22 protein-coding genes are annotated in these 20,884 nt (G+C 70.8%); 10 read left to right on the top strand and 12 right to left on the bottom strand.

The window, feature by feature from the left end; genetic code table 11:
- The first annotated feature begins 51 nt into the window (after window positions 1-51).
- Genes NAG42_RS15655 through NAG42_RS15640 form a run of 4 tightly spaced genes read left to right on the top strand, consistent with a single transcriptional unit; the run spans window position 52 to window position 5,241 of the window.
- Entirely contained in the window at window positions 52-1,713 is a 1,662-nt protein-coding gene (locus tag NAG42_RS15655; protein WP_250031010.1) for a type 2 periplasmic-binding domain-containing protein, read from the top strand.
- Window positions 1,710-2,666, top strand: coding sequence for an ABC transporter permease (locus NAG42_RS15650; RefSeq protein ID WP_250031009.1), 957 nt, complete (start codon window positions 1,710-1,712; stop codon window positions 2,664-2,666). Before NAG42_RS15655 ends, NAG42_RS15650 begins: the two co-directional genes overlap by 4 nt.
- A complete protein-coding gene (locus tag NAG42_RS15645; protein ID WP_250031008.1) occupies window positions 2,663-3,598 on the top strand; it encodes a carbohydrate ABC transporter permease in 936 nt (311 codons plus the stop codon). The genes NAG42_RS15650 and NAG42_RS15645 overlap by 4 nt, the downstream gene beginning before the upstream one ends.
- Window positions 3,595-5,241: a beta-galactosidase gene (locus NAG42_RS15640; protein WP_250031007.1), complete on the top strand. Its 1,647-nt coding sequence runs from the start codon at window positions 3,595-3,597 to the stop codon at window positions 5,239-5,241. The genes NAG42_RS15645 and NAG42_RS15640 overlap by 4 nt, the downstream gene beginning before the upstream one ends.
- On the opposite strand, the gene NAG42_RS15635 is transcribed toward NAG42_RS15640, so the two are convergent.
- Window positions 5,219-5,746: a SigE family RNA polymerase sigma factor gene (locus NAG42_RS15635; protein ID WP_250031006.1), complete on the bottom strand. Its 528-nt coding sequence runs from the start codon at window positions 5,744-5,746 to the stop codon at window positions 5,219-5,221. The genes NAG42_RS15640 and NAG42_RS15635 overlap by 23 nt on opposite strands.
- The gene (locus NAG42_RS15630; protein ID WP_250031005.1) at window positions 5,743-6,822 is read right to left on the bottom strand and encodes a hypothetical protein; all 1,080 of its coding nucleotides are present in this window, start codon (window positions 6,820-6,822) and stop codon (window positions 5,743-5,745) included. Before NAG42_RS15630 ends, NAG42_RS15635 begins: the two co-directional genes overlap by 4 nt.
- Window positions 6,823-6,937: 115 nt before the next feature.
- On the opposite strand from NAG42_RS15630, the gene NAG42_RS15625 reads away from it, so the two are divergent.
- Window positions 6,938-7,045 (top strand): FAD-dependent oxidoreductase, encoded by a 108-nt coding sequence (locus NAG42_RS15625; protein ID WP_250031004.1) that lies wholly within the window; start codon window positions 6,938-6,940, stop codon window positions 7,043-7,045.
- Window positions 7,046-7,117: 72 nt separating this feature from the next.
- On the top strand, window positions 7,118-7,936 hold the full coding sequence (locus NAG42_RS15620) for an NAD(P)/FAD-dependent oxidoreductase (RefSeq protein WP_250031003.1): 819 nt from the start codon (window positions 7,118-7,120) through the stop codon (window positions 7,934-7,936).
- A gap of 51 nt (window positions 7,937-7,987) precedes the next feature.
- Here NAG42_RS15620 and NAG42_RS15615 read toward each other — a convergent pair whose 3' ends face one another.
- Together NAG42_RS15615 and NAG42_RS15610 are read right to left on the bottom strand one after the other, a co-directional pair.
- Window positions 7,988-9,652 carry a glycoside hydrolase family 99 protein gene (locus tag NAG42_RS15615; protein ID WP_250031002.1) on the bottom strand — a complete coding sequence of 555 codons (1,665 nt, stop codon included), beginning with the start codon at window positions 9,650-9,652 and terminating at the stop codon, window positions 7,988-7,990.
- A 123-nt stretch (window positions 9,653-9,775) separates the two neighbouring features.
- A complete protein-coding gene (locus NAG42_RS15610) occupies window positions 9,776-10,087 on the bottom strand; it encodes an antibiotic biosynthesis monooxygenase family protein (protein ID WP_250031001.1) in 312 nt (103 codons plus the stop codon).
- Between the two features lie 158 nt (window positions 10,088-10,245).
- Between NAG42_RS15610 and NAG42_RS15605 the strand changes: the two genes are divergently transcribed.
- On the top strand, window positions 10,246-10,689 hold the full coding sequence (locus NAG42_RS15605) for a dienelactone hydrolase family protein (protein WP_250031000.1): 444 nt from the start codon (window positions 10,246-10,248) through the stop codon (window positions 10,687-10,689).
- On the opposite strand, the gene NAG42_RS15600 is transcribed toward NAG42_RS15605, so the two are convergent.
- Window positions 10,657-11,502, bottom strand: a complete 846-nt coding sequence (locus NAG42_RS15600; protein ID WP_250030999.1) for an SDR family NAD(P)-dependent oxidoreductase — start codon at window positions 11,500-11,502, stop codon at window positions 10,657-10,659. The two genes, NAG42_RS15605 and NAG42_RS15600, sit on opposite strands and share 33 nt — an antisense overlap.
- Before the next feature lie 29 nt (window positions 11,503-11,531).
- On the opposite strand from NAG42_RS15600, the gene NAG42_RS15595 reads away from it, so the two are divergent.
- On the top strand, window positions 11,532-12,182 hold the full coding sequence (locus NAG42_RS15595; RefSeq protein ID WP_250030998.1) for a DUF998 domain-containing protein: 651 nt from the start codon (window positions 11,532-11,534) through the stop codon (window positions 12,180-12,182).
- Window positions 12,183-12,359: 177 nt separating this feature from the next.
- Window positions 12,360-12,950 carry a DUF427 domain-containing protein gene (locus tag NAG42_RS15590; protein WP_250030997.1) on the top strand — a complete coding sequence of 197 codons (591 nt, stop codon included), beginning with the start codon at window positions 12,360-12,362 and terminating at the stop codon, window positions 12,948-12,950.
- Here NAG42_RS15590 and NAG42_RS15585 read toward each other — a convergent pair.
- The 5 genes from NAG42_RS15585 to NAG42_RS15565 form a co-directional block, all read right to left on the bottom strand.
- Window positions 12,934-14,526: a sensor domain-containing diguanylate cyclase gene (locus NAG42_RS15585; protein ID WP_250030996.1), complete on the bottom strand. Its 1,593-nt coding sequence runs from the start codon at window positions 14,524-14,526 to the stop codon at window positions 12,934-12,936. The genes NAG42_RS15590 and NAG42_RS15585 overlap by 17 nt on opposite strands.
- Window positions 14,527-14,623: 97 nt before the next feature.
- Entirely contained in the window at window positions 14,624-15,556 is a 933-nt protein-coding gene (locus tag NAG42_RS15580; protein ID WP_250030995.1) for an ABC transporter substrate-binding protein, read from the bottom strand.
- Window positions 15,557-15,567: 11 nt separating this feature from the next.
- A complete protein-coding gene (locus NAG42_RS15575; RefSeq protein WP_250030994.1) occupies window positions 15,568-16,227 on the bottom strand; it encodes an ABC transporter permease in 660 nt (219 codons plus the stop codon).
- Window positions 16,224-16,874: an ABC transporter permease gene (locus NAG42_RS15570; protein ID WP_250030993.1), complete on the bottom strand. Its 651-nt coding sequence runs from the start codon at window positions 16,872-16,874 to the stop codon at window positions 16,224-16,226. Before NAG42_RS15570 ends, NAG42_RS15575 begins: the two co-directional genes overlap by 4 nt.
- On the bottom strand, window positions 16,874-17,881 hold the full coding sequence (locus NAG42_RS15565; RefSeq protein ID WP_250030992.1) for an ABC transporter ATP-binding protein: 1,008 nt from the start codon (window positions 17,879-17,881) through the stop codon (window positions 16,874-16,876). Before NAG42_RS15565 ends, NAG42_RS15570 begins: the two co-directional genes overlap by 1 nt.
- Before the next feature lie 112 nt (window positions 17,882-17,993).
- On the opposite strand from NAG42_RS15565, the gene NAG42_RS15560 reads away from it, so the two are divergent.
- Window positions 17,994-19,451 carry an aromatic amino acid lyase gene (locus NAG42_RS15560; protein WP_250030991.1) on the top strand — a complete coding sequence of 486 codons (1,458 nt, stop codon included), beginning with the start codon at window positions 17,994-17,996 and terminating at the stop codon, window positions 19,449-19,451.
- Here the strand turns inward: NAG42_RS15560 and NAG42_RS15555 are convergent.
- Together NAG42_RS15555 and NAG42_RS15550 are read right to left on the bottom strand one after the other, a co-directional pair.
- The gene (locus tag NAG42_RS15555) at window positions 19,418-19,912 is read right to left on the bottom strand and encodes a cysteine dioxygenase (RefSeq protein ID WP_250030990.1); all 495 of its coding nucleotides are present in this window, start codon (window positions 19,910-19,912) and stop codon (window positions 19,418-19,420) included. The two genes, NAG42_RS15560 and NAG42_RS15555, sit on opposite strands and share 34 nt — an antisense overlap.
- Window positions 19,909-20,805, bottom strand: coding sequence for an amidohydrolase family protein (locus NAG42_RS15550; RefSeq protein WP_250030989.1), 897 nt, complete (start codon window positions 20,803-20,805; stop codon window positions 19,909-19,911). Before NAG42_RS15550 ends, NAG42_RS15555 begins: the two co-directional genes overlap by 4 nt.
- Window positions 20,806-20,884: the final 79 nt, after the last annotated feature.

The raw sequence follows: 20,884 nt of genomic DNA, 5'->3' as shown, positions 1-20,884 counted from the left end.
GGGCCGTACTTAGTTCGTTTACCGTCCCAACTAAAGATGGGAGAGTCAACGATGAAGCTCGATAGAAGACAACTGCTCGCACTGACCGGTCTGGGCGCGGCGTCCGGGTTGCTCGCGGCCTGCGGTGACGCCAAGACGTCCAGCGGCCCCGGCACGACCACGCAGGATCAGCTGTCCAAGCTGCTGCCGGCCTACACGCCGAACGAGTTGGTGAAGGCCGACATACCCAGCGCCACCGGGGCGAACGGCTTCTTCAGCAGCCCGACGTTCCTCAAGTACCCGGACAACCCCGTCACCACCTCGACCGGCGTGCCGGGCAAGGGCGGCGCCTACACCACCATCACCCCGCTCTGGGGCGCCATCCCGTCGGCGAGCGGCAACGCGTACTACGCGGCTGTCAACCAGGCGCTCGGCGCGACCCTGAAGCTGCAACCGGCCGATGGCAACAACTACGACAAGATCCTGCCCACGCTGTTCGCCGGGGACAAGCTGCCCGACTGGATCCAGATCCCGAGCTGGAACATGGGCAACCTCGGGTTCGCCGACGCGGTCAACAAGTTCGCCGACCTGGGCCCCTATCTCTCCGGGGACGCCATCAAGGCGTACCCGAACCTGGCCGCCATTCCCACCAGCGCCTGGCAATGCTGCATCTGGAACGGCAAGTTGTTCGGCCTGCCGGTCTACTACAGCGGGGCGACGATCGCCGGCACGCTCTTCCACCGCCAGGACCTGCTGGCCAAGCAGGGCATCAACCCTGACGAGATCAAGACCCCGGACGACCTGGCCGCGCTGGGCAAGCAGCTGACCGACGCGCAGGCCGGGCACTGGGCGTTCGACGACATCTTCGACGGCCTGGGCCAGGTCTACAAGTTCCCGGTCGACCCCAACCGGTGGGTCATCGACGCCGACGGCAAGATCATCAACCGGTACGAGACGCCCGGCATCATCGAGGCCCTCAACTGGTTCCAGACCCAGGCCAAGGCCGGCTATGTGCACCCGGACGCGCTGACCGACAAGAAGCAGGAGGCCAAGCAGCGCTTCTGGAGTGGGAAGACCGCCATCACCAGCGACGGCCCGGGCGCATGGAAGGGCGACGACGCCAAGAGCGGCAAGGCGGCCAACCCCACGTACGAGCGGCAGGCCTTCAAACTGCTGTCGGCCGACGGCAAGCCGGAGATCTGGATGAACCCGAGCGCCGGCATGTACAGCTTCCTCAACGCCAAGCTCAGCGGCGACCAGATCAAGGAATGCCTGGCCATCGCCAACTACCTCGCCGCGCCGTACGGGTCGGCCGAGTACCTGACGGTGAACTTCGGGGTGCCGGGCACCGATTACACGATGGTCGACGGCAACCCGGTCCTCACCGAGCGCGGCAGCAAGGAGGTGGCCACCAGCTACCAGTTCCTGGTCACCCCGCTCACCCCGACGACCGTCATCGCCGGGCAGACCCAGGTGGCCCAGGATTACGCCGCGTGGGAGGCCGACATGGTGAAGTACGCGGCCAAGCCGGCGTTCTACGGCATGAACATCACCGAGCCCGCGCAGTACGCCCGCATCAACCAGCCCATGGTCGACCTGGTCAAGGACATCCGGTACGGGCGCAAGCCGGTCTCGGCGTTCCAGGAGGGCCTGAAGACCTGGAAAGCCCAGGGCGGTGACCAGTTGCGCGCCTTCTACGAGGACATCCGCAGCAAGTACGGCACGGGCCAGTGACAGCGTTGCAGGAGGCGCCGGCCGAGAAGGCGAACGCGTCGCCGCCGCCGCAACGGAAGAACAGATTCCGCCGGGACCGCTCGCTGCTGCTGATGGTGATCCCGGCCGTGGTGCTGCTGGTCGTCTTCAACTACGTGCCCATGTTCGGCACGGCCACGGCGTTCCAGAACTACAGCATCTACGCCGGTTTCCTGCACAGCCCGTGGGTCGGGCTCGAGACCTTCCGCATGCTCTTCTCGGACCCGCTCTTCTGGCACTCGCTCGAGAACACGCTGGTGCTCAGCCTCGTCCAGCTCGTGTTCTATTTCCCGATCCCGATCGCCCTGGCGATGCTGCTGCACTCGGTCCTCAACACGAAGATCCGGACGTTCGTGCAGTCCGTCGTCTACCTGCCGCACTTCTTCTCGTGGGTGCTGGCGGTGACCATCTTCCAGCAGATGCTGGGCGGGGCCGGGGCGCTCAACCAGTTCCTGCGCGGCCACGGCCTGGCCACCTGGGACATCATGACCAACCCGGACACCTTCAAGATCCTGATCACCTCGCAGGTCGTCTGGAAGGAGGCGGGCTGGGGCATCATCGTGTTCCTGGCCGCGCTGGCCGCGATCGACCAGCAGCTCTACGAGGCGGCCGCGGCGGACGGGGCCGGGCGCTGGCGGCGCATGTGGCACATCACGCTGCCCGGCATCCGGGGCGTCATCGTGCTCATGCTCGTGCTGCGGCTGGGCAACGTGCTCACGGTCGGCTTCGAGCAGCTGCTGATCCAGCGGGACGCGGTGGGGCGGGAAGCGGCGGAAGTGCTCGACACGTACGCCTACTACTACGGGGTCGTGAACGCGAACTTCAGCCTCGGCGCGGCCGCTTCGCTGTTCAAGGGCGTCTTCTCGCTCGTGCTCATCCTGGCCGCCAACAAGATCGCGCACCTGATGGGCGAGGACGGACTGTATCGGCGATGACCACTGCGACAGCCAAGACCAAGGTGAAAGTGAACGCCCGCCCCAACTGGGAGGAGCCGCCGACCCCGGCCGGGCAGGCCGGCAAGGGCCTGATCCTGGCGGTCGTGGTCGCCGTCGTCGCCGTTCCCCTGTGGATGGTCGTGCTGACCAGCCTGTCCACCCAGGGGGCGGTCAACGAGGCCGGCGGCATGGTGCTCGTGCCGGGCGGGATCACCTTCGAGGCGTACCGGCAGATCTTCACCAATCAGCTGGTGATGCACTCGCTGCTGGTGAGCCTGGGCATCACGATCGTCGGCACGGTCATCTCGATGGTGGTGACGATCCTGGCCGCTTACGGGTTGTCCCGCCAGAACTCGTGGGCCCACCGGCCGATTCTGCTCACCCTGGTCGTCACCATGTTCTTCAGCGGCGGCCTGATCCCGACGTTCCTGGTGGTGTCGGCCCTCGGCGGTTACGACGCCTACTGGTCGCTGATCCTGCCGACCGCGGTGAGCGTCTTCAACATCCTGGTCGTCCGGGCGTTCTTCGCGAACACGTCACAGGACCTCATCGACGCGGCCCACATCGACGGTGCGGGCGACTGGCGGACGCTCTGGTCGATCGTCCTGCCGACCTCGCGCGCGGTGACCGCGGTGGTGGCGCTGTTCTACGCGGTCGGCTACTGGAACACGTTCTTCAACGCACTGCTCTTCCTGCCCGACAACCAGAAGTGGCCGCTGCAAATGGTCATCTACACGTACACCCTGCAGGGCAACGCGATGCCGGGCACGGGCCAGAACACGACCGGCCAGTACTTCGGTACGCAACAGATCGCACCCCTGGCGATCCAGATGGCCGTGGTGACCCTGACCCTCATCCCGATCCTGCTGGTCTATCCGTTCGTCCAGCGCCACTTCGCCAAGGGCGTCCTGCTCGGGGCCATCAAGGGATGATCTGGTTCGGCGGCGACTGGAACCCGGAGCAGTGGCCCGCTTCGGTGTGGGCCACTGACGTGGAGTTGATGCGCCGAGCCCACGTCAATCTGGTGACCGTGGGTGTGTTCTCGTGGTCGCGGCTGCAGCCGACTCCCGAGACGTTCGACTTCGGCTGGCTCGACCAGGTGCTCGACCTGCTGGCGGACAACGGGATCGGGGCCTGCCTGGCCACCCCGACCGCCTCGCCGCCGCCGTGGTTCACCGACGGGCTGCCGGTCACGGCGGACGGCGTCCGGCTCACCCCCGGGTCGCGGGACACCTACTGCGTCAACGCGCCCGCCTACCGGGAGCTCAGCGAGCGCATCGCGACGGAGCTGGCCCGGCGCTACTCCGGCCATCCCGCGCTGCGCATGTGGCACATTCACAACGAGTACGGGACGACGTGTTTCTGCGACCACTGCGCGCTCGCGTTCCGGCGGTGGCTGGCCGGCCGGTACGGCGATCCGGCCGAGCTCAATGCCGCCTGGAGCACCGATTTCTGGTCCCAGCGCTACGGTTCGTTCGAGCAGGTCCAGCCGCCGCGCACGACCCAGTATCTGGGCAATCCCGCCCACCTGCTCGACTACCGCCGCTTCGTCTCGGACGCGATGCTCGGCCACTTCGTGGCCCAGCGCGAGATCGTACGACCGTCGGGCCGGCCGGTGACGACCAACTTCGCCCTCGGCGGATGGGTGCCGGTCGACCATGCCCGCTGGGCGCGCGAGGTCGACGTGGTGGCCGTCGACGACTACCCGGCCTCGGTCGGCGACCACCTGGCCGAGCGGGCGTTCACGGCCGATCTGGCCCGCGGCTGGGCCGGGGGAGAGCCGTGGATCCTGATGGAGCACGCGCCCGGAGCGGTCCGCGGCCCCGACGGCGTGACGCGGGCACTCGCACCGGGTCAGGCCCGGGCCGCAGCCGGCACCTATCTGGACCGTGGCGCGTCCGGGGTCATGTACTTCCAGTGGCGGGCCAGTCGCGGGGGCGCCGAGCAGTGGCACCCGGCGATCGTGCCGCACGAGGGGCCGGACACACCGGTCTTCCGCGAGATCGCCGACGTCGGCGCCGCGCTCCGAGGCCGTACGCCGGAAAGACCGACCGCCTCGCGAGCTCTGCTGTACGACGAGCAGACGATGTGGGCCTGGCAGTCCCCGCACCTGCCCACCCGCGACATCGACTACGAGGCCACCGGCCGCCGCTGGCATCATGCCCTGGGCTCACCGGTCGACGTGCTCCCGGTCGATGCCCCGCTCGACAGCTACCGCCTCGTGGCCGCGCCGCTGCTGTATCTGATGTCGAGCGCCACGCACGCCGCCCTGCGCTCCTACGTGCGAGGCGGCGGCACCCTCGTGCTCACGTTCGCCTGCGGCCTGACCGACGAGCACTGCCGGGTCACCCCGGGCTCGCTCGACGACCTCCTCGGCGTCCGGATCGTCCGCCACCTCCCCGGCGAGGGCCACCGGTGGCTCGACGACGTCGAACCGGCCGGCGCCGAGACGGTGCGACGTCTCGACGGCCGGCCGGTGGTGACTGAGCACCGATACGGACAGGGACTCGTGCGCTACCTCGCGACGGACCTGGCCGATATCGCCCCCTGGCTCAGCCCGTCTCGCTCAGCGTGAACGCGTCGGTCAGCCCGGCCGTGCGGCGCAGCGTCCCGATCGCCCGGCTGGCCCGGCTCTTCACCGTGCCCGCCGAGCAGCCCAGCTGAGTGGCGATCTCCTGCTCGGTCAGCCCGGCCCAGAACCGCAGCACCAGCACGACCCGCTGTCCGGCCGGCAGCTCCCGCAGGGCCGCGAGCACCACCTCGGCAGTGTCGCGGCTCTCGTACGGGTCCCCGGCCGCGGCCCGGTCGGGCGGTGCGGCCGCCGGGATCTCGCGATGCCACAACCGCCTGCTCGCCCGCCAGGCGGCCCGGGCCATCACCTGCCGGGTGTACGCCTCCGGATCGCCGTCGTCCGAGAACCGCAGCCGCCGCCACCCCCGATAGGTCTTGACCAGCGCGTCCTGCGTGAGGTCCTCGCCGTGCCCGCGGTCGCCGGTCAGCAGGGTGCCGTAGCGCACCAGCGCCGGGTAGCGCGCGGTCACGAACTCGGCGAACCCGGCCGGTGTGGCGTCCCCGCTCATCCGTCGATCCCGAACAGCTTCTCGAGCTCGGCCACCGCGTCGCCGTCGAAGCGCACCCGGCCACCGGCCGACGACACCGCCTCCTGGCACGAGTCGCCGAGCGAGATGACCACCGTGATCCCAGAAGTGGCCCGCGGCAACGGACCCTTGGCCGGCAGCTCCACCACGCGGGCGGGCGGGCGCAGCTCCACCCGCAGAGCGTCCTGATCAGGGCGGGCACAGGCCTGGGTGTCGGCCACGGTCTTCTGCCGGCCCAACAGCCGGACGATTTCGGCGACCTTCTTCCGATCGGTGATCTCGCCGTGTCTCTCCCGGGAGATCTGCCCGGCCGTGTCCGGCGCCGTCAGCTCCGCGGTGGTGACGTTCGACGGCAGCGCCAGGCGGCCGCCCTCGACCGGCTCCGAGCGCATCGTGCTGATGATCCGGCCGGCCGCCGGGCCGTCCATCTTGAGCGTGACCGCCACCAGCGACCACGGCAGCACGACGTGCTCCGCGTAGTCATACCCTTCCGGCCGGCCAGGGGCCATCATGTCGCTGTCGAGCCGCTCGGACAACCACGCCGGCTCCCCGCCGGGCAGCGTGAACGCGATGGGCGCCGACAGCAGCATCTGCCCGCCGTCGGACTGCTCGAAGGCCACCCCGTACGCCGGCGGGAAGTCCCGATCGGGCCCGACGGCGATCAGGATGGCCGCCGTCGTGCAGCCTTTGCCGTCGGCCCGGACAAAAAGGATCGTGGTGGCCGGATCGCGGCACGGCTTGCCCGGTCGGGCCGCCTCCGCCCGCCAGCCGGCCGGGACGGGCAACCGCAGCGCCCCCACCACCACGACGCCGTCCACCACGTGAGGCCGTGGCAGCGCGCGCTCGGTGTCGGCCAGCCGGGGTGGCGGATCCGGCCTCAGCTGCCGGGCCGCCAGGCCGCCGCCGCCCAGCACGGCCAGGACGGCGAGGGCGCCGGCCAGCACCGTCCGTCGCCGTCGCGATCGACCCCGGCGCACCACCGCCCCGACCGGGTCACGGGTGCCCGGCTCGATCCCGGACACCGCCTCGTCGAGCAGGTCCCTGATCCGTTGCGTCATCGTCCACCCCCCGTCGTCCCTGCCCATCCAAAGGCATCGACCGGCCGAGGGGTTCCCTCCCCGGGCCGGCAATGTTCGCCGCCGTGCCACGCTGACCGGGACGGGAGGTTCGATCGTGCGAATCGTGGTGGTGGGTGCGGGCATCGTCGGGGCGGCGGTGGCCTACGAAGTGGCCCGGGCCTCCGGTGACGTTGTGCTGATCGACAAGGCGCAACCCGGGTGAGGGGTCACCGCGGACTCGTTCGCCTGGATCGGGGAACCGCGCGCCGAGGACGTCCCGGATGCGAGCGCGGCCTTGCGACGGCACGGTTTGCGGGACTGGCGGCGGTGGGAGTCCGACGTGCCCGGCGTCCGGGTGCAGTGGCGCGGCGCACTGTTGTGCGGCGACGAGCATCCTCCGGACGACGTGGCCGCCCGGCTCGAACCGCATCTGCGGCGGCCGCCCGGCCGGGCGCTCTTCCTCGAGGACCACGGAGCCGTGGACCCGGTCGCGGTGACGCGGGCTCTGGTGCGCGCGGCCCAGTCCCACGGGGCCCGGGTGATGGCCGGCACGGCCGTCAGCGCGCTGACGGTGCGAGGTGGGCGAGTCGTCGGTGTGCATTGCGCCGCCGGTGATGTGGAGGCGGACATAGTGGTCGTGGCGGCCGGCGTGGACGCGGCCGCACTGTGCCGCCCGCTGGGGTTCGACCTGCCCGTGGCGCCGTCACCGGCCCTGCTCATGCGCTTCGCCGCGCCGCCGGGACTGGTCCGCACCATCTTCGTCTCGCCCGAACTGGAGGTGCGCGAGGCCGCCGATGGGGAGTTGCTGGTCGCCGCCGCCTGGACCGGCGCCGATCTGCGGCAGGTGGGCGAGGAGACGCTGCGGCGCATCATCGCCACTTTCGGCTGCCGGGAGGTGCGGCTGCTCGGCGTACGGGTCGGACAGCGCCCCATGCCGGCCGACGGCCTGCCGCTGATCGGTCCCGTCCCCGAGGCCGAGGGTGCCTACGTCGCCGTCATGCATTCCGGTGTCACGCTGGCGCCGAAAGCCGGGCGGCTCATCGCCTCGGAGCTGGTGGGTGGCGTCGAAGCGGGCGAGCTGACCGGCCTGCGACTCACCCGGCACCGCACGTGAATGACGGGCCGGCAGTGTGGGAGCTGCCGGCCCGCCCGCCGACGAGGGTGCTTACGTGGTGTAGACCTCGCAGGACGACAGCTGACCGGCGGGCCAGCCGGTGTTGGCGGTGAAGGTCACCCGTACGTATCGGGCCTGGGCGGCCGCGCCGGTGACGGTCACCGTGTTGCCGTTGGCCGGATCGAAGACGCGGGCCGTGGCGGCCGACCACGTGCTGAACGACGAGCCGTCCGTACTGGTCGAGATCGCCAGTGTCTGGGATCGTGCGCCCCAGCCGCCGGGGAGCTTCAGCACACACCGGCCGACCGTCCGGGTGGCACCGAGATCGACCTGGATCCACTGTGGGAAGGCGTGGTTCGTGCTCTCCCAATAGGTTCCGGCGTCACCGTCGACGGCGTTGCCCGGGGCGTACGTCTGCGTCTGGCCGCTCGCCGAGGCCGGCTTTCCGCGGGCCAGGTCGCCGGTGGGTTGCGGCGGAGTCGTGCCGGTGACGGGCGGGGTCGGGCGCACGGCGGTCAGCGCCAGCTGCCCCTTCAGCATGCGGCCGCCGTCCTGGGTGAGACGGAGGTAGTAGTCGGACGAGCAGAAGGTGCCGTCCTCGTCGAGCGGGCGGATGCCGGTGCCGGCCGGGACGGAGGCGGCCGTCTCGGCGGTCTTGGCGATCTGGTTGCCCTCGTTGAACTCGTCGAACATCGACACGTACAGACCCTGGGCGCCCACCTTGATCATGTTGTAGAGGCTGCGCCAGTAGAAGTCGCCGTGGCGGCGGGCGCCCGTGGAGAGGTCGCCGGGCAGGACGCAGGGCTGGTAGTCGATGCCGCGGGCGTTGCAGTCGGCCTGGTCGGCGGTGTTCACATTAGACAGGAACCAGTCGAGCCCGTCGAGCGTGCCGGTGCGGCCGACCATCCACGGCGAGATCATGTCGAACGCGTGGTAGACGTCGGCGAAACCGGTGCGACTGTCGTTCTTGCCCTCGCGCCAGTAGGTGGGCACGCCACCGATCACGTAGCAACCGCGCGCCTTGAACCAGTTGACGACCTCGAGGCAGGCGGCCGGGGCGAACGGGCGGCCGTCGTCGGCGAAGCCGAAGCCCCAGAGGCAGACGACCGGCTTGCCGTTCTGCCGCGCGTAGGCCGGCGACGACGTGTGCGCCGCCATCTTCGCCGTCCAGTCGGCCTTGAGCTCGCTCTGCATCGACGTCCAGCCCGTGACGTCGTACATGATGTAGAACTTGCGACCCGTGGCCTCGGCCGCGTTGCGCACCTTGACGGTCATGGCGTCGCGGGTGGGGCCCTCGTCGCCCATCGGGTTGAAGCGTTGCAGCGCCGCGGTGTCGATGCCGTAGGTGCGCATCCACTGGAAGTGTGTGTCGACGGTCTGCTGGTCGTACGAGGAGAACAGCGTCGCCGGTCGGCCGTCGCCCAGATTCGGGTACGCCGTCGGGTAGGCGTGGGTGAAGTCGCGCATGTCGGGCCAGGACACGATCGTCGTGTTGCCGGGCGACGGCGGCTGGAAGCGGTCGCGGCTCCAGTGCCACCAGCCGCCGATCGGGGCGCCGTCGCCGGGGCAGGAGAACCAGCCCTGGTAGCCGACGGAGATCTTGCCGACGACGTCGCCCGGGGGAGAGGCGGCGCGGGCCGGGGAGAGATCGGTGAGCAGGGCGGCGGCCGAGCCGGCGGCCGCTGTGGACAGAAGGGTGCGTCGGGTGACGGGCACGGGGACTCCAGTCGATCCGGGGGAGTGGGGAACGGATCGACGGTCATCGTGACAGCCGCGTTCACACGAACGCAATAGTTGAACCGCAGCCTGAAAGAATCGAACATCAGGCGGAAATTCGTCTCAGCCGAGGCGGCGGACCACCTCGTGATGAGTCACTGTGGTCTCGCGGTCGACCAGATACTCGTCGTCCTCGGGGTAGAAGACGGCCCGCTCGATGTCCTCACCGGCGAAGCCGCGGATGTCGTCGAGCGAATCCCACCAGCTCACCGTCGTCACCTCGGTGCGTCCGTCGCCGAGGTCGCGCACCCACATCTCGGCCCCGCGGTTGCCCGGCGTCTCGCGGTAACCCGCCAGCCCGGTCCGCTCGATGTAGGCGACGTAGTCGTCCGTCCGCTCGGTCCGCACCCGGCCCCGCCACATTCGCGCAATCATGTCCGGAGCTTAGGCGGTCTGCTACCGTTCGGCGGCTGCTGCTACCCGAGGAGGTGAGACCGATCAACGCACTGGATGGTCGGGTGCTCCCGGGGTGGCGTCGCTGAGCTGACGTACGGTCCCCGGGGTGCCCCTTGCGGCATACCGAAGGGCACGTCATGACTTTCTCCGAGCAACACTTCCTTCGCGACGACACGATCCCGGGCTCACTGCTGGCACCGGCCGGGCCCGCCGGCTTCTGGGGCATGTCGATGGGGGCGGCGATCGGTCTGGCCCTGATGGCCGACGACGACCGTCTCACGGCCGGCGTTCTGGGGCTGATCGGGTTGCGCGACAACCGGGCCGGGACGGCCGCTCGCATCACCGCGCCGATCGAGTTCGCCCTGCAGTGGGACGACGAGCTCGTGCCGCGGTCGTCCGGCCTGGCGCTGTTCGAGACGTTCGCCTCCGCCGACAAGACGCTGCACGCCAATCCCGGCCGCCACGGCGGGCTGCCCCGGCACGAGGCCGACAGCGCCGTCCTCTTCTTCCGCCGTCACCTCGGGCCGGGAGAGTCCTCCGCCGTCACCTCAGGCCGGCAGACCGACCGCGGTGAGGCTTGACTGCCACAGGCGCGCGGCTCGGGACGGGCTGGTCGAGCGCGGGGTGGCGCGGAAGGGGGCACGCCAGGCGTAATAGCCGCCGGGGTGCGGGGGCGTCGGGCTGGTGGCCAGCCAGAGCAGGGTGTCGGCGCCCTCCTCGGGGGTTCGGAAGAGGCCGGGGGCCAGCCGGGCGGCGCTGAACGAGGGGCTCGATCGGCCGAAACCGCTGCGGATGAGGCCCGGGAAGTAGCAGGCCGGGATGACACCGGTGGGTGCCCAGCGGCGGGCCGCTTCGACGGTGAACAGGATGTTGGCCTGTTTGCTCGCGCCGTAGGCCAGCCAGCGTGAGTACTGCCGACGGCCGGGGCGGTCCGGGTCCAGCGCGCCCCACGCCTCGGCGGCCGAGCTGGTCGTGACGATCCGGGCCGGGGCCGCCGGGGCCGCCGGGGTCGCCGCGGCGCGCAGCCGGGGCAGCAACAGGTGGGTGAGCAGAAATCCGGCCAGGTGGTTGATCTGCATCGTCGGGTCGAAGCCGTCGGCCGTCAGCGGGCGGACGGCGGTCAGCAGGCCCGCGTTGTTGACCAGCACGTGGATGCGCTCATGCTCGGCGGCGATCCGCTCGCCGGCCGAGCGCACGTCGTCCAGGACGGCGAAATCGGCCTGATGGGCGGCCGGCGTCCGGCCGGCCGCCTCCCGCACCGCCTCGACCGCGCCGGCCAGCCGCCGCGGGTCGCGGCCCAGCAGGATCACCTCGTCGCCGCCCCGGGCCAGGGCCACCGCCGCGGCCCGGCCTATTCCGGAGCTGGCGCCGGTCACGACCACGGTCCGAGGCATTCCCCGACCCTATCGATCATGATGGGAGCGTGACGAGAACTGCGGCGATCGCCGGTTCGGCCGCGGTGACCGCCGGTGCCGTGGTCATGCTGGTGGCGCTGGTCGCGCCGGCCGGCTCCTGGTGGGACGGGTATGTCAGTGAGGCCGGCACGGCCGGTCAGCCCTACGCGATCCCGTACCGCAGCGGTCTGGTCTTGCTCGCGGCGGGCGTGGCCCTGCTCGGCTGGGCTCTGCGCGACCTGCGGCTGGTCAGCGTGTGCCTGCTGGTCTCGGCGGTGCTGGCGGCCACGTCGGGCCTGGTCGCCTGCAGCGACACCTGCCCCCTGCCCCCCTACGAGCCGGCCACGGCGGCCGACATCATCCACGCCTCGGCCAGCGTCGCCGGCATGATCGTGCTGGCCGGTGCGATGGCCGCGGTCTTCCTGGCCCACCCACGCCCGGCGATGACCCGGCTGGCCGCCGCGGGCGTCGTGCTGATCGTGCCCCTCGGTGCCGCCCTCGGCCTGACCATGCTCTTCGTCGGCCGCAGCGACTTCGGCGCGACGGTCGAGCGGCTCGCCCTCGTGGTCGCCGTCAGCTGGCTCGTCGGCAGCGGCGTCGTCACCGCCCTCACCCCAGCCTCGAAACACGCGGAACCGGAGAGCATCGGCCGGGGGAAGCGCGCTACGAAGGACACATGACGACCGACTTCCCGCGGATGATCGCCGCGGCCAACCAGATGGAACCGTCACCCCGGCGGGTCCGGGCGACAATCGGCGGACGGACCGTGCTCGACACGACCCGCGCGGTCTATCTGTGGGAGGTGCCGAACTATCCCGCCCGCCTACTACATCCCGCTGGACGACGTCGCGGCCGACGTGATCGTCGACGAGCAGCACGAGCGCCGGCTGAGCCGTGGCCTCACCCGCCGGATCGGGCTCAAGGTGGGCGACGTCGACCGGCCGATGGCGGCGCGCGTCTACACCGAGAGCGACCTGCCGGGCCTGGCCGGGCTCGTCCGCTTCGAGTGGGACGCCCTGGACGCGTGGTACGAGGAGGACGAGGAGATCTTCCTGCACCCGCGCAACCCGTACACGCGGACCGACGCGCTGCGCTCGACCCGGCAGGTGCGCGTCGAGCTGGACGGCGTGCTGCTGGCCGAGTCGCGCTCGCCGGTGCTGCTGTTCGAGACCGGCCTGCCGACCCGCTATTACCTGGACCGGACGGCGGTGAACTTCGACGTTCTGGAGCACACCGCGACCGAGAGCCTCTGCCCCTACAAGGGCCGCACCGGCGACTACTGGACCGTGCGCACGCCCACCGGCTCCTATCCCGACCTGGCCTGGTCCTACCGGTATCCGTCCCCGGCCGTCGCCGCGATCACCAACCTGGTCGCCTTCTACAACGAGATGGTCGACACCACGGTCGACGGCGTCCGGCTGGACCGGCCGGTCACGGCGTTCTCGTAGCGGCCGGCTCGGCGTCGGCCAGCATGTAGCGGTTCTTGCCGGCTGCCTTGGCCGCGTACATCGCCTCGTCGGCCGTGTGCACGAGGCGTCGTGCGTCGGCCGGGCCGCCGGCCGAGACGGCCACGCCCACGCTGCAGCTGATCGTGACCGGCTGTCCGTCGACGTCGAACGGCGCTCGCAGGCTGCTCACGATCCGCTCCGCGAACGCCTCGGAGAAGGACGAGGGCGCGGAGGCCAGAATCGCGAACTCGTCACCACCGAGCCGGGCCACGGTGTCGCCGGCTCGGGCGCACTGCAACAACCGCGCCGCCGCGTCGATGAGCAGCTGGTCACCGGCGCTGTGCCCGAGCCCGTCGTTGACCGCCTTGAACCCGTCGAGGTCGATGAAGAACACGGCCAGCGGCTGGTCCAGCGACTGTTCGAGGCGCTCGTGGAACAGCGCCCGGTTGGGCAGCTTGGTCAGCGCGTCGTGCATCGCGAGGTGCCTTAGCTCGTCCTCGCGGTCGAGCAGCCGGGCCTCGACCGCCTTGCGCCGCTCGATGTCGTGCCGCAGCAACGCCGTCGCGTCGGCCACCCTCTTCAAGGCCCGCCGCCGCGAGTCGGCCAGGAACCCGGCCAGCACGGTGACCAGCAATCCGATGAGCAGCGTGAAGAACGGCAGCCGGCGGTCGGTCTCGCTGATCAGGCGCTGGGTCGGCTCGATGTCGATCTGCCATTCCCGCTCGCCGACGTAGACCGATCGCACCCGGCGCAGGCTCGTGTCCGGCAGCAGCCTGGCCGTCGCGCTGGTCGAGGCGACCGTGGTCACCACCGACGCGTCCTGGTCGCTCAGAGTCACTTTGAGCAGGTCACCCGCGTACGCGTGCAGGGTCTCCTCGACGAAGTCGCTGCCCCGCATCGACAGGGTCACCCAGCCCTGGAACTGCCCGGCGGCCGGGGTGCCGGCCGCTCCCGTCACGGGCGCGGCCAACAGGAAGGACTGCTGCTTGTGCACCGTCGGCCGGGCGCGGTCCTTCAGGAGCACGTACGGATGGCTCGCGGTCACCTCGCCGCTGGCCCGCGCGAACCGCAGCGCGGCCGCGGGCTCCTCGGCCTGGGTGAGGTCGATGCCGGGCGCGAGCGTCACGTGGTCGAGCGACCGGCTGAAGATCAGGAACTGATGCTCCAGGGCGTCACCCGCGGACTTCAGCGTCAGGTCTGCGGCGCCCCGGGCCCGCCAGTGGCTCTGCACCTCGGCGATCTCGTCGTCCTGAGCGGGCACGAGATAGGCGACGGTGCTCGCGCCGGGCAGCCGGTCGCGGGTCAGGCGGGAGGTGACGGCCTCGAAGTCGGCGGCGCTGAAGTCGGTCTGCGAGCCCACCGCGGCCGTGATGTCGGCCAGGGTCTCGGTGTACCGGGACGCCTCGTTGGCCACCGCGCGCTGGATGGCCTCAGCGTTGTGGTCCATCAGCAGGGCCGCCTGGCGGTGCTGCACCTGCCGTACCTCGAGCATCCCCAGCCACGTGGCGGCCCCGCCGCCGATCAGCACGGCCAGCACCAGGGCGACAGCGAGCCAGCGGCGTAGGCCGGTTGCCATCATGCTGGTCCTCGGGGTCGCGGGCGGGCGTCCCCCTCTTATTCGGCGGTTTTCACCGCCGTATGAGGGTGCCGCCGCAGCGGCACCCTCACGTCGGTCAGACCAGGCCGTTCTCGGTCAGCCAGCCCTTGGCCACCGACGCCGTGTCCTGCTTGTCGACCTGCACCTTGGCCAGCGTGGTGGTCAGGTTCTCGGTGGTCAGCTTGGCCGAGACCGCGTTGAGCGCGCCGGTGACGGTCGGGTTGTTGGCCGTCGAGCGGATCAGCGGGATGATGTTCTCGGCCAGGTAGAGGTTCTTCGGGTCCTCGAGCACCACGAACTTGTTGGTCGCGATCGACGAGTCGGTGGAGAAGATGTTGCCGACCTGGATCTGACCCTTGACCAGGGCGTTGACGGTCAGCGGGCCACCGGCGTCGAGCGGCTTGAACTCCTTGAACTTGAGCCCGTAGAGCGACTCCAGGCCCTTGAGACCCTGGTAGCGCTCCTGCCACTCGGGACCGGCGCCGATCGTCAGCTGGCCGGCGACCGGCTTGAGGTCGTCGATCGTCTTCAGGCTGTACTTGGTCGCCGTCTCCTGGGTGACGGTCAGCGTGTCCTTGTCCTCGGCCGGCGACTGCTCCAGCACCTCGGTGCCGGCCGGCAGGACCTTCTTCAGCGCCGCCAGCACGTCCTCGGGCTTGCTGACGCCCTCGGGCGCGCCGCCCTTCTGCAGGGCCGACAGCAGCGCGCCGTTGTACTCGGGCAGCAGGTCGATCGAGCCGTCCTGCAGCGCCTTCAGGTAGAGCTCGCGGGCGCCGATGTTGAACTGCCGCTTGACCTGCACACCCTTGGCCTCGAGGGCCTGCGAGTAGATCTCGCCGAGGAGCTCGCTCTCGGCGAAGTTGGCCGAGCCGACGGTGATGGTGCCGGGCGCGGCGCTGCCGCCGCCGTTGTCGTTGGCCAGCGGGTCTTCGTCGGCACCGCAGGCCGTGAGGGCAACAGTGAGCGCCAGCGCGGTGGTTACCGCGCTGAAACGGCCGAAACGCTTCATCAATGGACCTTTCATCGGGACGCCCGGAGGCCGGGAGAGATGATCCAGCGCTGTGCCAGCGCCAGGATCAGGTCGAGCAGGACGGCCAGCACCGCGACAACGATGGCGCCGGCGAGCACTCGGGAATAGTCGTTGACGGCCAGGCCGTCGATCAGGAGGCGGCCGAGACCGCCCAGGCCCACGGCGGCGGCCACGGTCGCGGTGGCGACCACCTGCAGGGCGGCGCTGCGGAAACCGCTCATCAGCACCGGCAGCGCCATCGGCAGCTCGACCCGGGTGAGCACCTGCCAGGGCCGCATGCCCACGCCCCGGGCGGCGTCCACGACCCGCTGGTCGAGAGACCGCAGACCCGCGTAGGCCGAGGTCAGGATCGGCGGGATGACCAGGACGGTGAGGGCGATCAGGACCGGGAGCAGGCCCAGCCCGAGCAACGTCACCATGAGCATCAGCAGGCCCAGGGTAGGCAGCGAGCGGCCCGCGTTACCGGCGTTGATCGCGATGAACGAGCCGCGTCCGGTGTGCCCGATGTACAGGCCGATCGGGAGGGCGATCACCGTGCCGATGGCGAGCGCCAGGAACACGTACCAGAGGTGTGAGAGAAGCAGCTGCGGGATGCTGCCCGAGGCGTTGAGATCCCAGTGCGCCGCGTCGAACAGGTAGGAGAGGTTCACGCCCGGCCCCCTTGGAAGCGCGTCCACGGCGTGACCGCCCGCTGGATCAGCACGATGGCCAGGTCGGCGACGGCGGCCAGCAGCACCGAGAGGATGACGCCGACCAGGATCGGCTCGATGTAGAAGAGCTGGAAGCCCCGGGTGAACAGCTGGCCGAGCCCGCCCACGCCGATCAGCGCGCCCACGCTGACCAGGCTGATGTTCGCCACCGTGGCCACCCGCAGGCCGGCCAGGATGACCGGCAGCGCCACCGGCAGCTCGACGTCGATCAGGCGCCGCAGCCGGCGGTAGCCCATCGCGGTGGCCGACTCGGTGATCAGGTGGTCGACCGACCGCAGACCGTCGGCGACCGTGCGGGCCAGCAGCGCCACGGTGTAGATGGTGAGCGCGACGACGATGTTGAGCGGCGACAGGATCCTCGTGCCCAGCACGACCGGCAGGAACACGAACAGCGCCAGCGACGGGATCGAATAGAGCACACCGGCCACGTTGACCAACGGGTGATAGAGCCACGGGAAGCGGACGCCCAGATAGCCGATGGGCAGCGCGATGACGAAGCCGAGCAGCACCGGGAGCAGCGCGAGCCAGATGTGCTGGCGGAGTGCGGCCAGCACGGTCTCGGAGTTGTTGGAGAGATAAGTGATCATCAGCCGCGCCGCGCCGCCAGGTAGTCGGCCAGGTCGTGGTGGGGCGCGATGCCGTCGGCGACCCCGTTCGCGTCGACCCGCACCGCGATGCCCACCGGCGACAGGATCGCCAGGTCGGCCACCAGGCGCAGGGTGTCGCCGCTGGTGAAGGAGCCACCGGTCGGCTTCATCCCGTCGGACGACTTCCAGCCCAGCGGCCGGCCCGCCTCGTCGACCACGAGCTCGGCCGGCAGCGGCCGCACCGGCATCTCGGCCGCGGTGTCGAACGACAGGCTGCGCAGCCCGCGGTCGCGGCCCACGAACTCGGCGACGAACTCGTCGGCCGGGTTGGCCAGCAGCTCCTGCGGGGTGCCGACCTGGGCCACGATGCCGCCCTGGCGGAAGATCACGACCTCGTCGCCGAGCTTGATCGCCTCGTCGATGTCGTGGGTGACCATGGCGATCGTCTTGCCCAGCTCGGACTGCAGGCGCAGGAACTCGCGGTGCAGCTGCTCGCGGACGACCGGGTCGACCGCGCTGAACGGCTCGTCCATCAGCATGATCGGCGGGTCGGCGGCCAGCGCCCGGGCCACCCCGACGCGCTGCTGCTGGCCCCCGGAGAGCTGAGCGGGGTAACGCTGGGCGAACTCGGGGGCCAGGCCGACCCGCTCGAGCACCTGCATCGCGGTGTCACGGGCCTCGCGGCGGGTCTTGCCGAGCAGGACCGGCACGGTGGCCACGTTGTCCAGCACGGTGCGGTGCGGGAAGAGGCCGGCGTGCTGGATCACATAGCCGATGCCGCGCCGCAGCAGTGCCTCGTCCTGGCCGGCGACGTCCTTGCCGTCGATCAGGACGCGGCCCGAGGTCGGGCTGATCATTCTGTTGATCATGCGGAGGGAAGTGGTCTTTCCGCAGCCCGACGGCCCGACGAAGACCGTAGTTTTGCCGGTGGGAAGCTCCAGCGAGACGTGATCGACTGCGGTGCCGCCGCCGGGGTAGACCTTCACGACGTCATCGAATGTGATCATGGCGCTCCAGGCTAGCGATGAATACCACTATTCATACTTCAGGGGTAGTGAATAAGATGTCAACGGATCGGGGGAGCCGTTACGGTCTAGAGACACGTGTGATGGTGGCGCTATGCAGGTAGAACGACTCGACGGTCGTGGTCTGACGCTGGCTGCGCTCCTGGCCATCGCCTCCGGTCGATGCGGGGTCGAGGTCGATCCGGCCGCTCTGCGACGGGTCGAGGGGCGGCATGCCCTGCTGCAGCAGGCACGGGCGCACGGGGCAGTCTACGGCGCCAATACCGGGGTCGGTGCCAATCGGCACGAGCGCACGGCCGGCGACGAGGAGCGCGGTCTGCGGCTGCTGCGCAGTCACTGCGCGGCCGTCGGCCCGATCGAGGACGACATCACCGCCCGGGCCATGATGACCGTCCGCCTCAACCAGATCCTGGCCGGGGGCTCCGGGGTCTCCCGGCAGGTCGCCGAGGCACTGGCCGAGGCGCTGCACGACGGGGCGGTGCCGACGATCCACAACTGGGGCGCGATCGGCACCGGCGACCTGGCCGCCCTGGCCGAGCTGAGCCTGACGCTGGCCGGCGAGCGGCCGTGGCGTGACGGCAAGGGCCCGATCACCCCGTTCGGCACCACCGATGCGCTGCCGATGATCAGTTCGAGCGCGCTCACCGTGGCCACCGCCGCGCTGGCGTTGCAGCGGGTGCAGAGCCAGCTCCGCGCGTCCATGGTGGTGGCGGCGCTGAGCTTCCTGGCCCTGCGGGGCAACCCCGAGGCGTACGACGTGACCGTGCACCGTTACCGGCCCCATCCCGGCCAGGTCGAGGTGGCCCGGCTGATGGGCCGCCTGGTGGCCGGCAGCGGCGCCCCGGTACGCATCCAGGACCCGTTCGGCCTGCGGGTGCTGCCCCAGGTCACCGCGCCGGCCATCCACGCCGCCCGGTCACTCGACGACGCGCTGGCCGCCGAGTTCAACGGCGCCGTCGAGAACCCGCTGGTCACCCCGGACGGCGTACGGCATCACGGGCAGTTCCACACGGCGACGCTGGCCTCCCAGCTGGACGCCGTGCGCGGGGCGTTCCTGCCGGTGCTGTCGCTGTCGACCGCGCGACTGGGACTGCTGATGCGACCCGACCTGACCGGGCTGCGAGCCTTCCTGGCGGCCGGTCCGGCCGGCAGCTCCGGTCTCATGATCAGCGAGTACGTCGTCCAGGATCTGCTGACCGAGATCCGGGTCGGCATGACCCCGACGGCGGCCGGCACGCTGAGCATCTCGCTCGGGCTGGAGGAGCACGCCAGCTTCGCCACCCAGGGCGCCCGCTCGCTGCGCACGATGACCCACCTGGCGCCGACGCTGCTGGCGGCCGAGCTGGTGGCCGCCGTCCGCGCGCTGCGGATGGCTCCGGGCCGGCTCATCGCCGGGCCGGTCCGGGACGCGTTCGAGATGGCCTCCGAGCAGCTGGACACGTCCGAGGAGGACCGGCCGCTCGGAGCCGACCTGGAGCGCGCGGCCGAGCTGCTGCCCGAGCTGGGCGCCGTGCTCGACTACTCGTCGATGGGCCTGAGCTCGTCGGCGTAACTGACCGCCCGGCGGCGCAGCACGCCCGAACTGCTGATCGAATACTGCCCCATGCGCCACAGCGGCGGCGAATACGCGTGGAGGGAGACCGAGCCGTCGACCGCGCCGCCCATCCGGTGGATGTGGTCGGGCGAGAAGGCGAACGTCCGCCCCGCCCCCACGACCCGGGTGACCGGCTCGCCGCCCATCCGCGGGGTGGCCTCGGTGACCGCGCCCCGGGTGACGGCCACCGCGCCCGACGACGTGTCGTGGTCGTGCCAGCCGGTGTCGTCCACGACGTTCCAGCACAGCACCCAGACGTCGATGTCGCTGTCGCGGTAGACCGACGCGTAGTGCCGCTTGCCCGTCTCGTGCCGCACGAGGTGCTCCCACAGCTCGGGCCGGGCGGCGAGGTCGGCCACCCAGCGCTTGAGCTCGTGCAGATCCAGCACACGACCGGGCGGGGCCGGCAACACGGTCATCGGGACTCCCCAGTGAGAAAGTGGCGCGGGTTGGCATCGAACAGGGCGTGCGTGAAGGCCGCGCCCAGACCGGGGTCGACGGCTTCGGCGTACGGGCGGTCGGAGCCCGACACGATCGGATCGACCCCGACGACCCGGATCAGCGCGTCGATCGCGCGCGTGCCGTAGGACGAGGTCTCGTAGAAGACGTTGGGGTCGAGCGCACCGAGGGCGCCCCCGCGCGCGGCCAGCCGCTCGTGATGCAGCGGAGCCAGCCCGGCCAGCGCCACGAACCCGACACGCAGGTGGGGGTGCCGGCGGCGACCGGCGACGTGCCAGGCCAGCCACGACTGGTGCAGCTGCGAGACGTACGGCACCAGGGCGGGCCACCAGGCCGGCAGGCCGGGGTCGCAGGCGGGGGCGGGCCCGGGATGCACCAGCACCGGCTTGCCCGCCCGCTCCGCCTCGGCCAGCAGCGGCTCGACGTGGGCGATGCCGGCCGGGTCGGCCAGCGCCGTGGCCGGCAGTTGCAGCCCGGCCACCCGCTCCTCGCGCAGCACCTTGGCCAGGCCGTCCGGGTCGAGCTCGGTGACCGCGGCGGCCGCCCACACGTGGTAGGGCTCGCCCAGCTCGAGCGCGCTCTCGTGCCAGAGATCGATCAGCTCGGCCCCGTCGTGGGCCGGCAGGTGCTCGATACCCAGCGGGCTGGACAGCGACACGAGGACCCGCGTCCGGCCGTCGCGCCGCTCCTGCTCCCGGCGGCGCTCGACGTCATGGGCGGCCGGATCCACCTCATACGGCGGCTCGCCCGGCAGGTGCAGCGTCCAACCCCGCAGATAGGGGTGGGTCTGGCGGCGGCGGAGCGCGTCGATAAGCCGGGCCGGCCACAGATGCTGATGGCAGTCGATCACCATCGACCCTCCTCGCCGGCTAGGGAAGCGCTTCACATGACCGGGTAAGTGAAGCGCTTCCCTCCCTGTTCGCGCAACGTGT

This window comes from Paractinoplanes maris, assembly GCF_023544465.1.
Lineage (GTDB): Bacteria > Actinomycetota > Actinomycetes > Mycobacteriales > Micromonosporaceae > Actinoplanes > Actinoplanes maris.
The sequence above is the reverse complement of the archived record's forward strand: the minus strand, read 5'-3'. Positions and strand labels throughout refer to the sequence as shown.

Bases quoted from the DNA above. Each gene is read 5' to 3' on its own strand.
- NAG42_RS15655 (WP_250031010.1), top strand. From the start codon at position 52: ATGAAGCTCGATAGAAGACAACTGCTCGCACTGACCGGTCTGGGCGCG.
- NAG42_RS15645 (WP_250031008.1), top strand. From the start codon at position 2,663: ATGACCACTGCGACAGCCAAGACCAAGGTGAAAGTGAACGCCCGCCCC.
- NAG42_RS15640 (WP_250031007.1), top strand. From the start codon at position 3,595: ATGATCTGGTTCGGCGGCGACTGGAACCCGGAGCAGTGGCCCGCTTCG.
- NAG42_RS15635 (WP_250031006.1), bottom strand. From the start codon at position 5,746: ATGAGCGGGGACGCCACACCGGCCGGGTTCGCCGAGTTCGTGACCGCG.
- NAG42_RS15630 (WP_250031005.1), bottom strand. From the start codon at position 6,822: ATGACGCAACGGATCAGGGACCTGCTCGACGAGGCGGTGTCCGGGATC.
- NAG42_RS15610 (WP_250031001.1), bottom strand. From the start codon at position 10,087: ATGATTGCGCGAATGTGGCGGGGCCGGGTGCGGACCGAGCGGACGGAC.
- NAG42_RS15605 (WP_250031000.1), top strand. From the start codon at position 10,246: ATGACTTTCTCCGAGCAACACTTCCTTCGCGACGACACGATCCCGGGC.
- NAG42_RS15600 (WP_250030999.1), bottom strand. From the start codon at position 11,502: ATGCCTCGGACCGTGGTCGTGACCGGCGCCAGCTCCGGAATAGGCCGG.
- NAG42_RS15585 (WP_250030996.1), bottom strand. From the start codon at position 14,526: ATGGCAACCGGCCTACGCCGCTGGCTCGCTGTCGCCCTGGTGCTGGCC.
- NAG42_RS15580 (WP_250030995.1), bottom strand. From the start codon at position 15,556: ATGAAGCGTTTCGGCCGTTTCAGCGCGGTAACCACCGCGCTGGCGCTC.
- NAG42_RS15570 (WP_250030993.1), bottom strand. From the start codon at position 16,874: ATGATCACTTATCTCTCCAACAACTCCGAGACCGTGCTGGCCGCACTC.
- NAG42_RS15565 (WP_250030992.1), bottom strand. From the start codon at position 17,881: ATGATCACATTCGATGACGTCGTGAAGGTCTACCCCGGCGGCGGCACC.
- NAG42_RS15560 (WP_250030991.1), top strand. From the start codon at position 17,994: ATGCAGGTAGAACGACTCGACGGTCGTGGTCTGACGCTGGCTGCGCTC.
- NAG42_RS15555 (WP_250030990.1), bottom strand. From the start codon at position 19,912: ATGACCGTGTTGCCGGCCCCGCCCGGTCGTGTGCTGGATCTGCACGAG.
- NAG42_RS15550 (WP_250030989.1), bottom strand. From the start codon at position 20,805: ATGGTGATCGACTGCCATCAGCATCTGTGGCCGGCCCGGCTTATCGAC.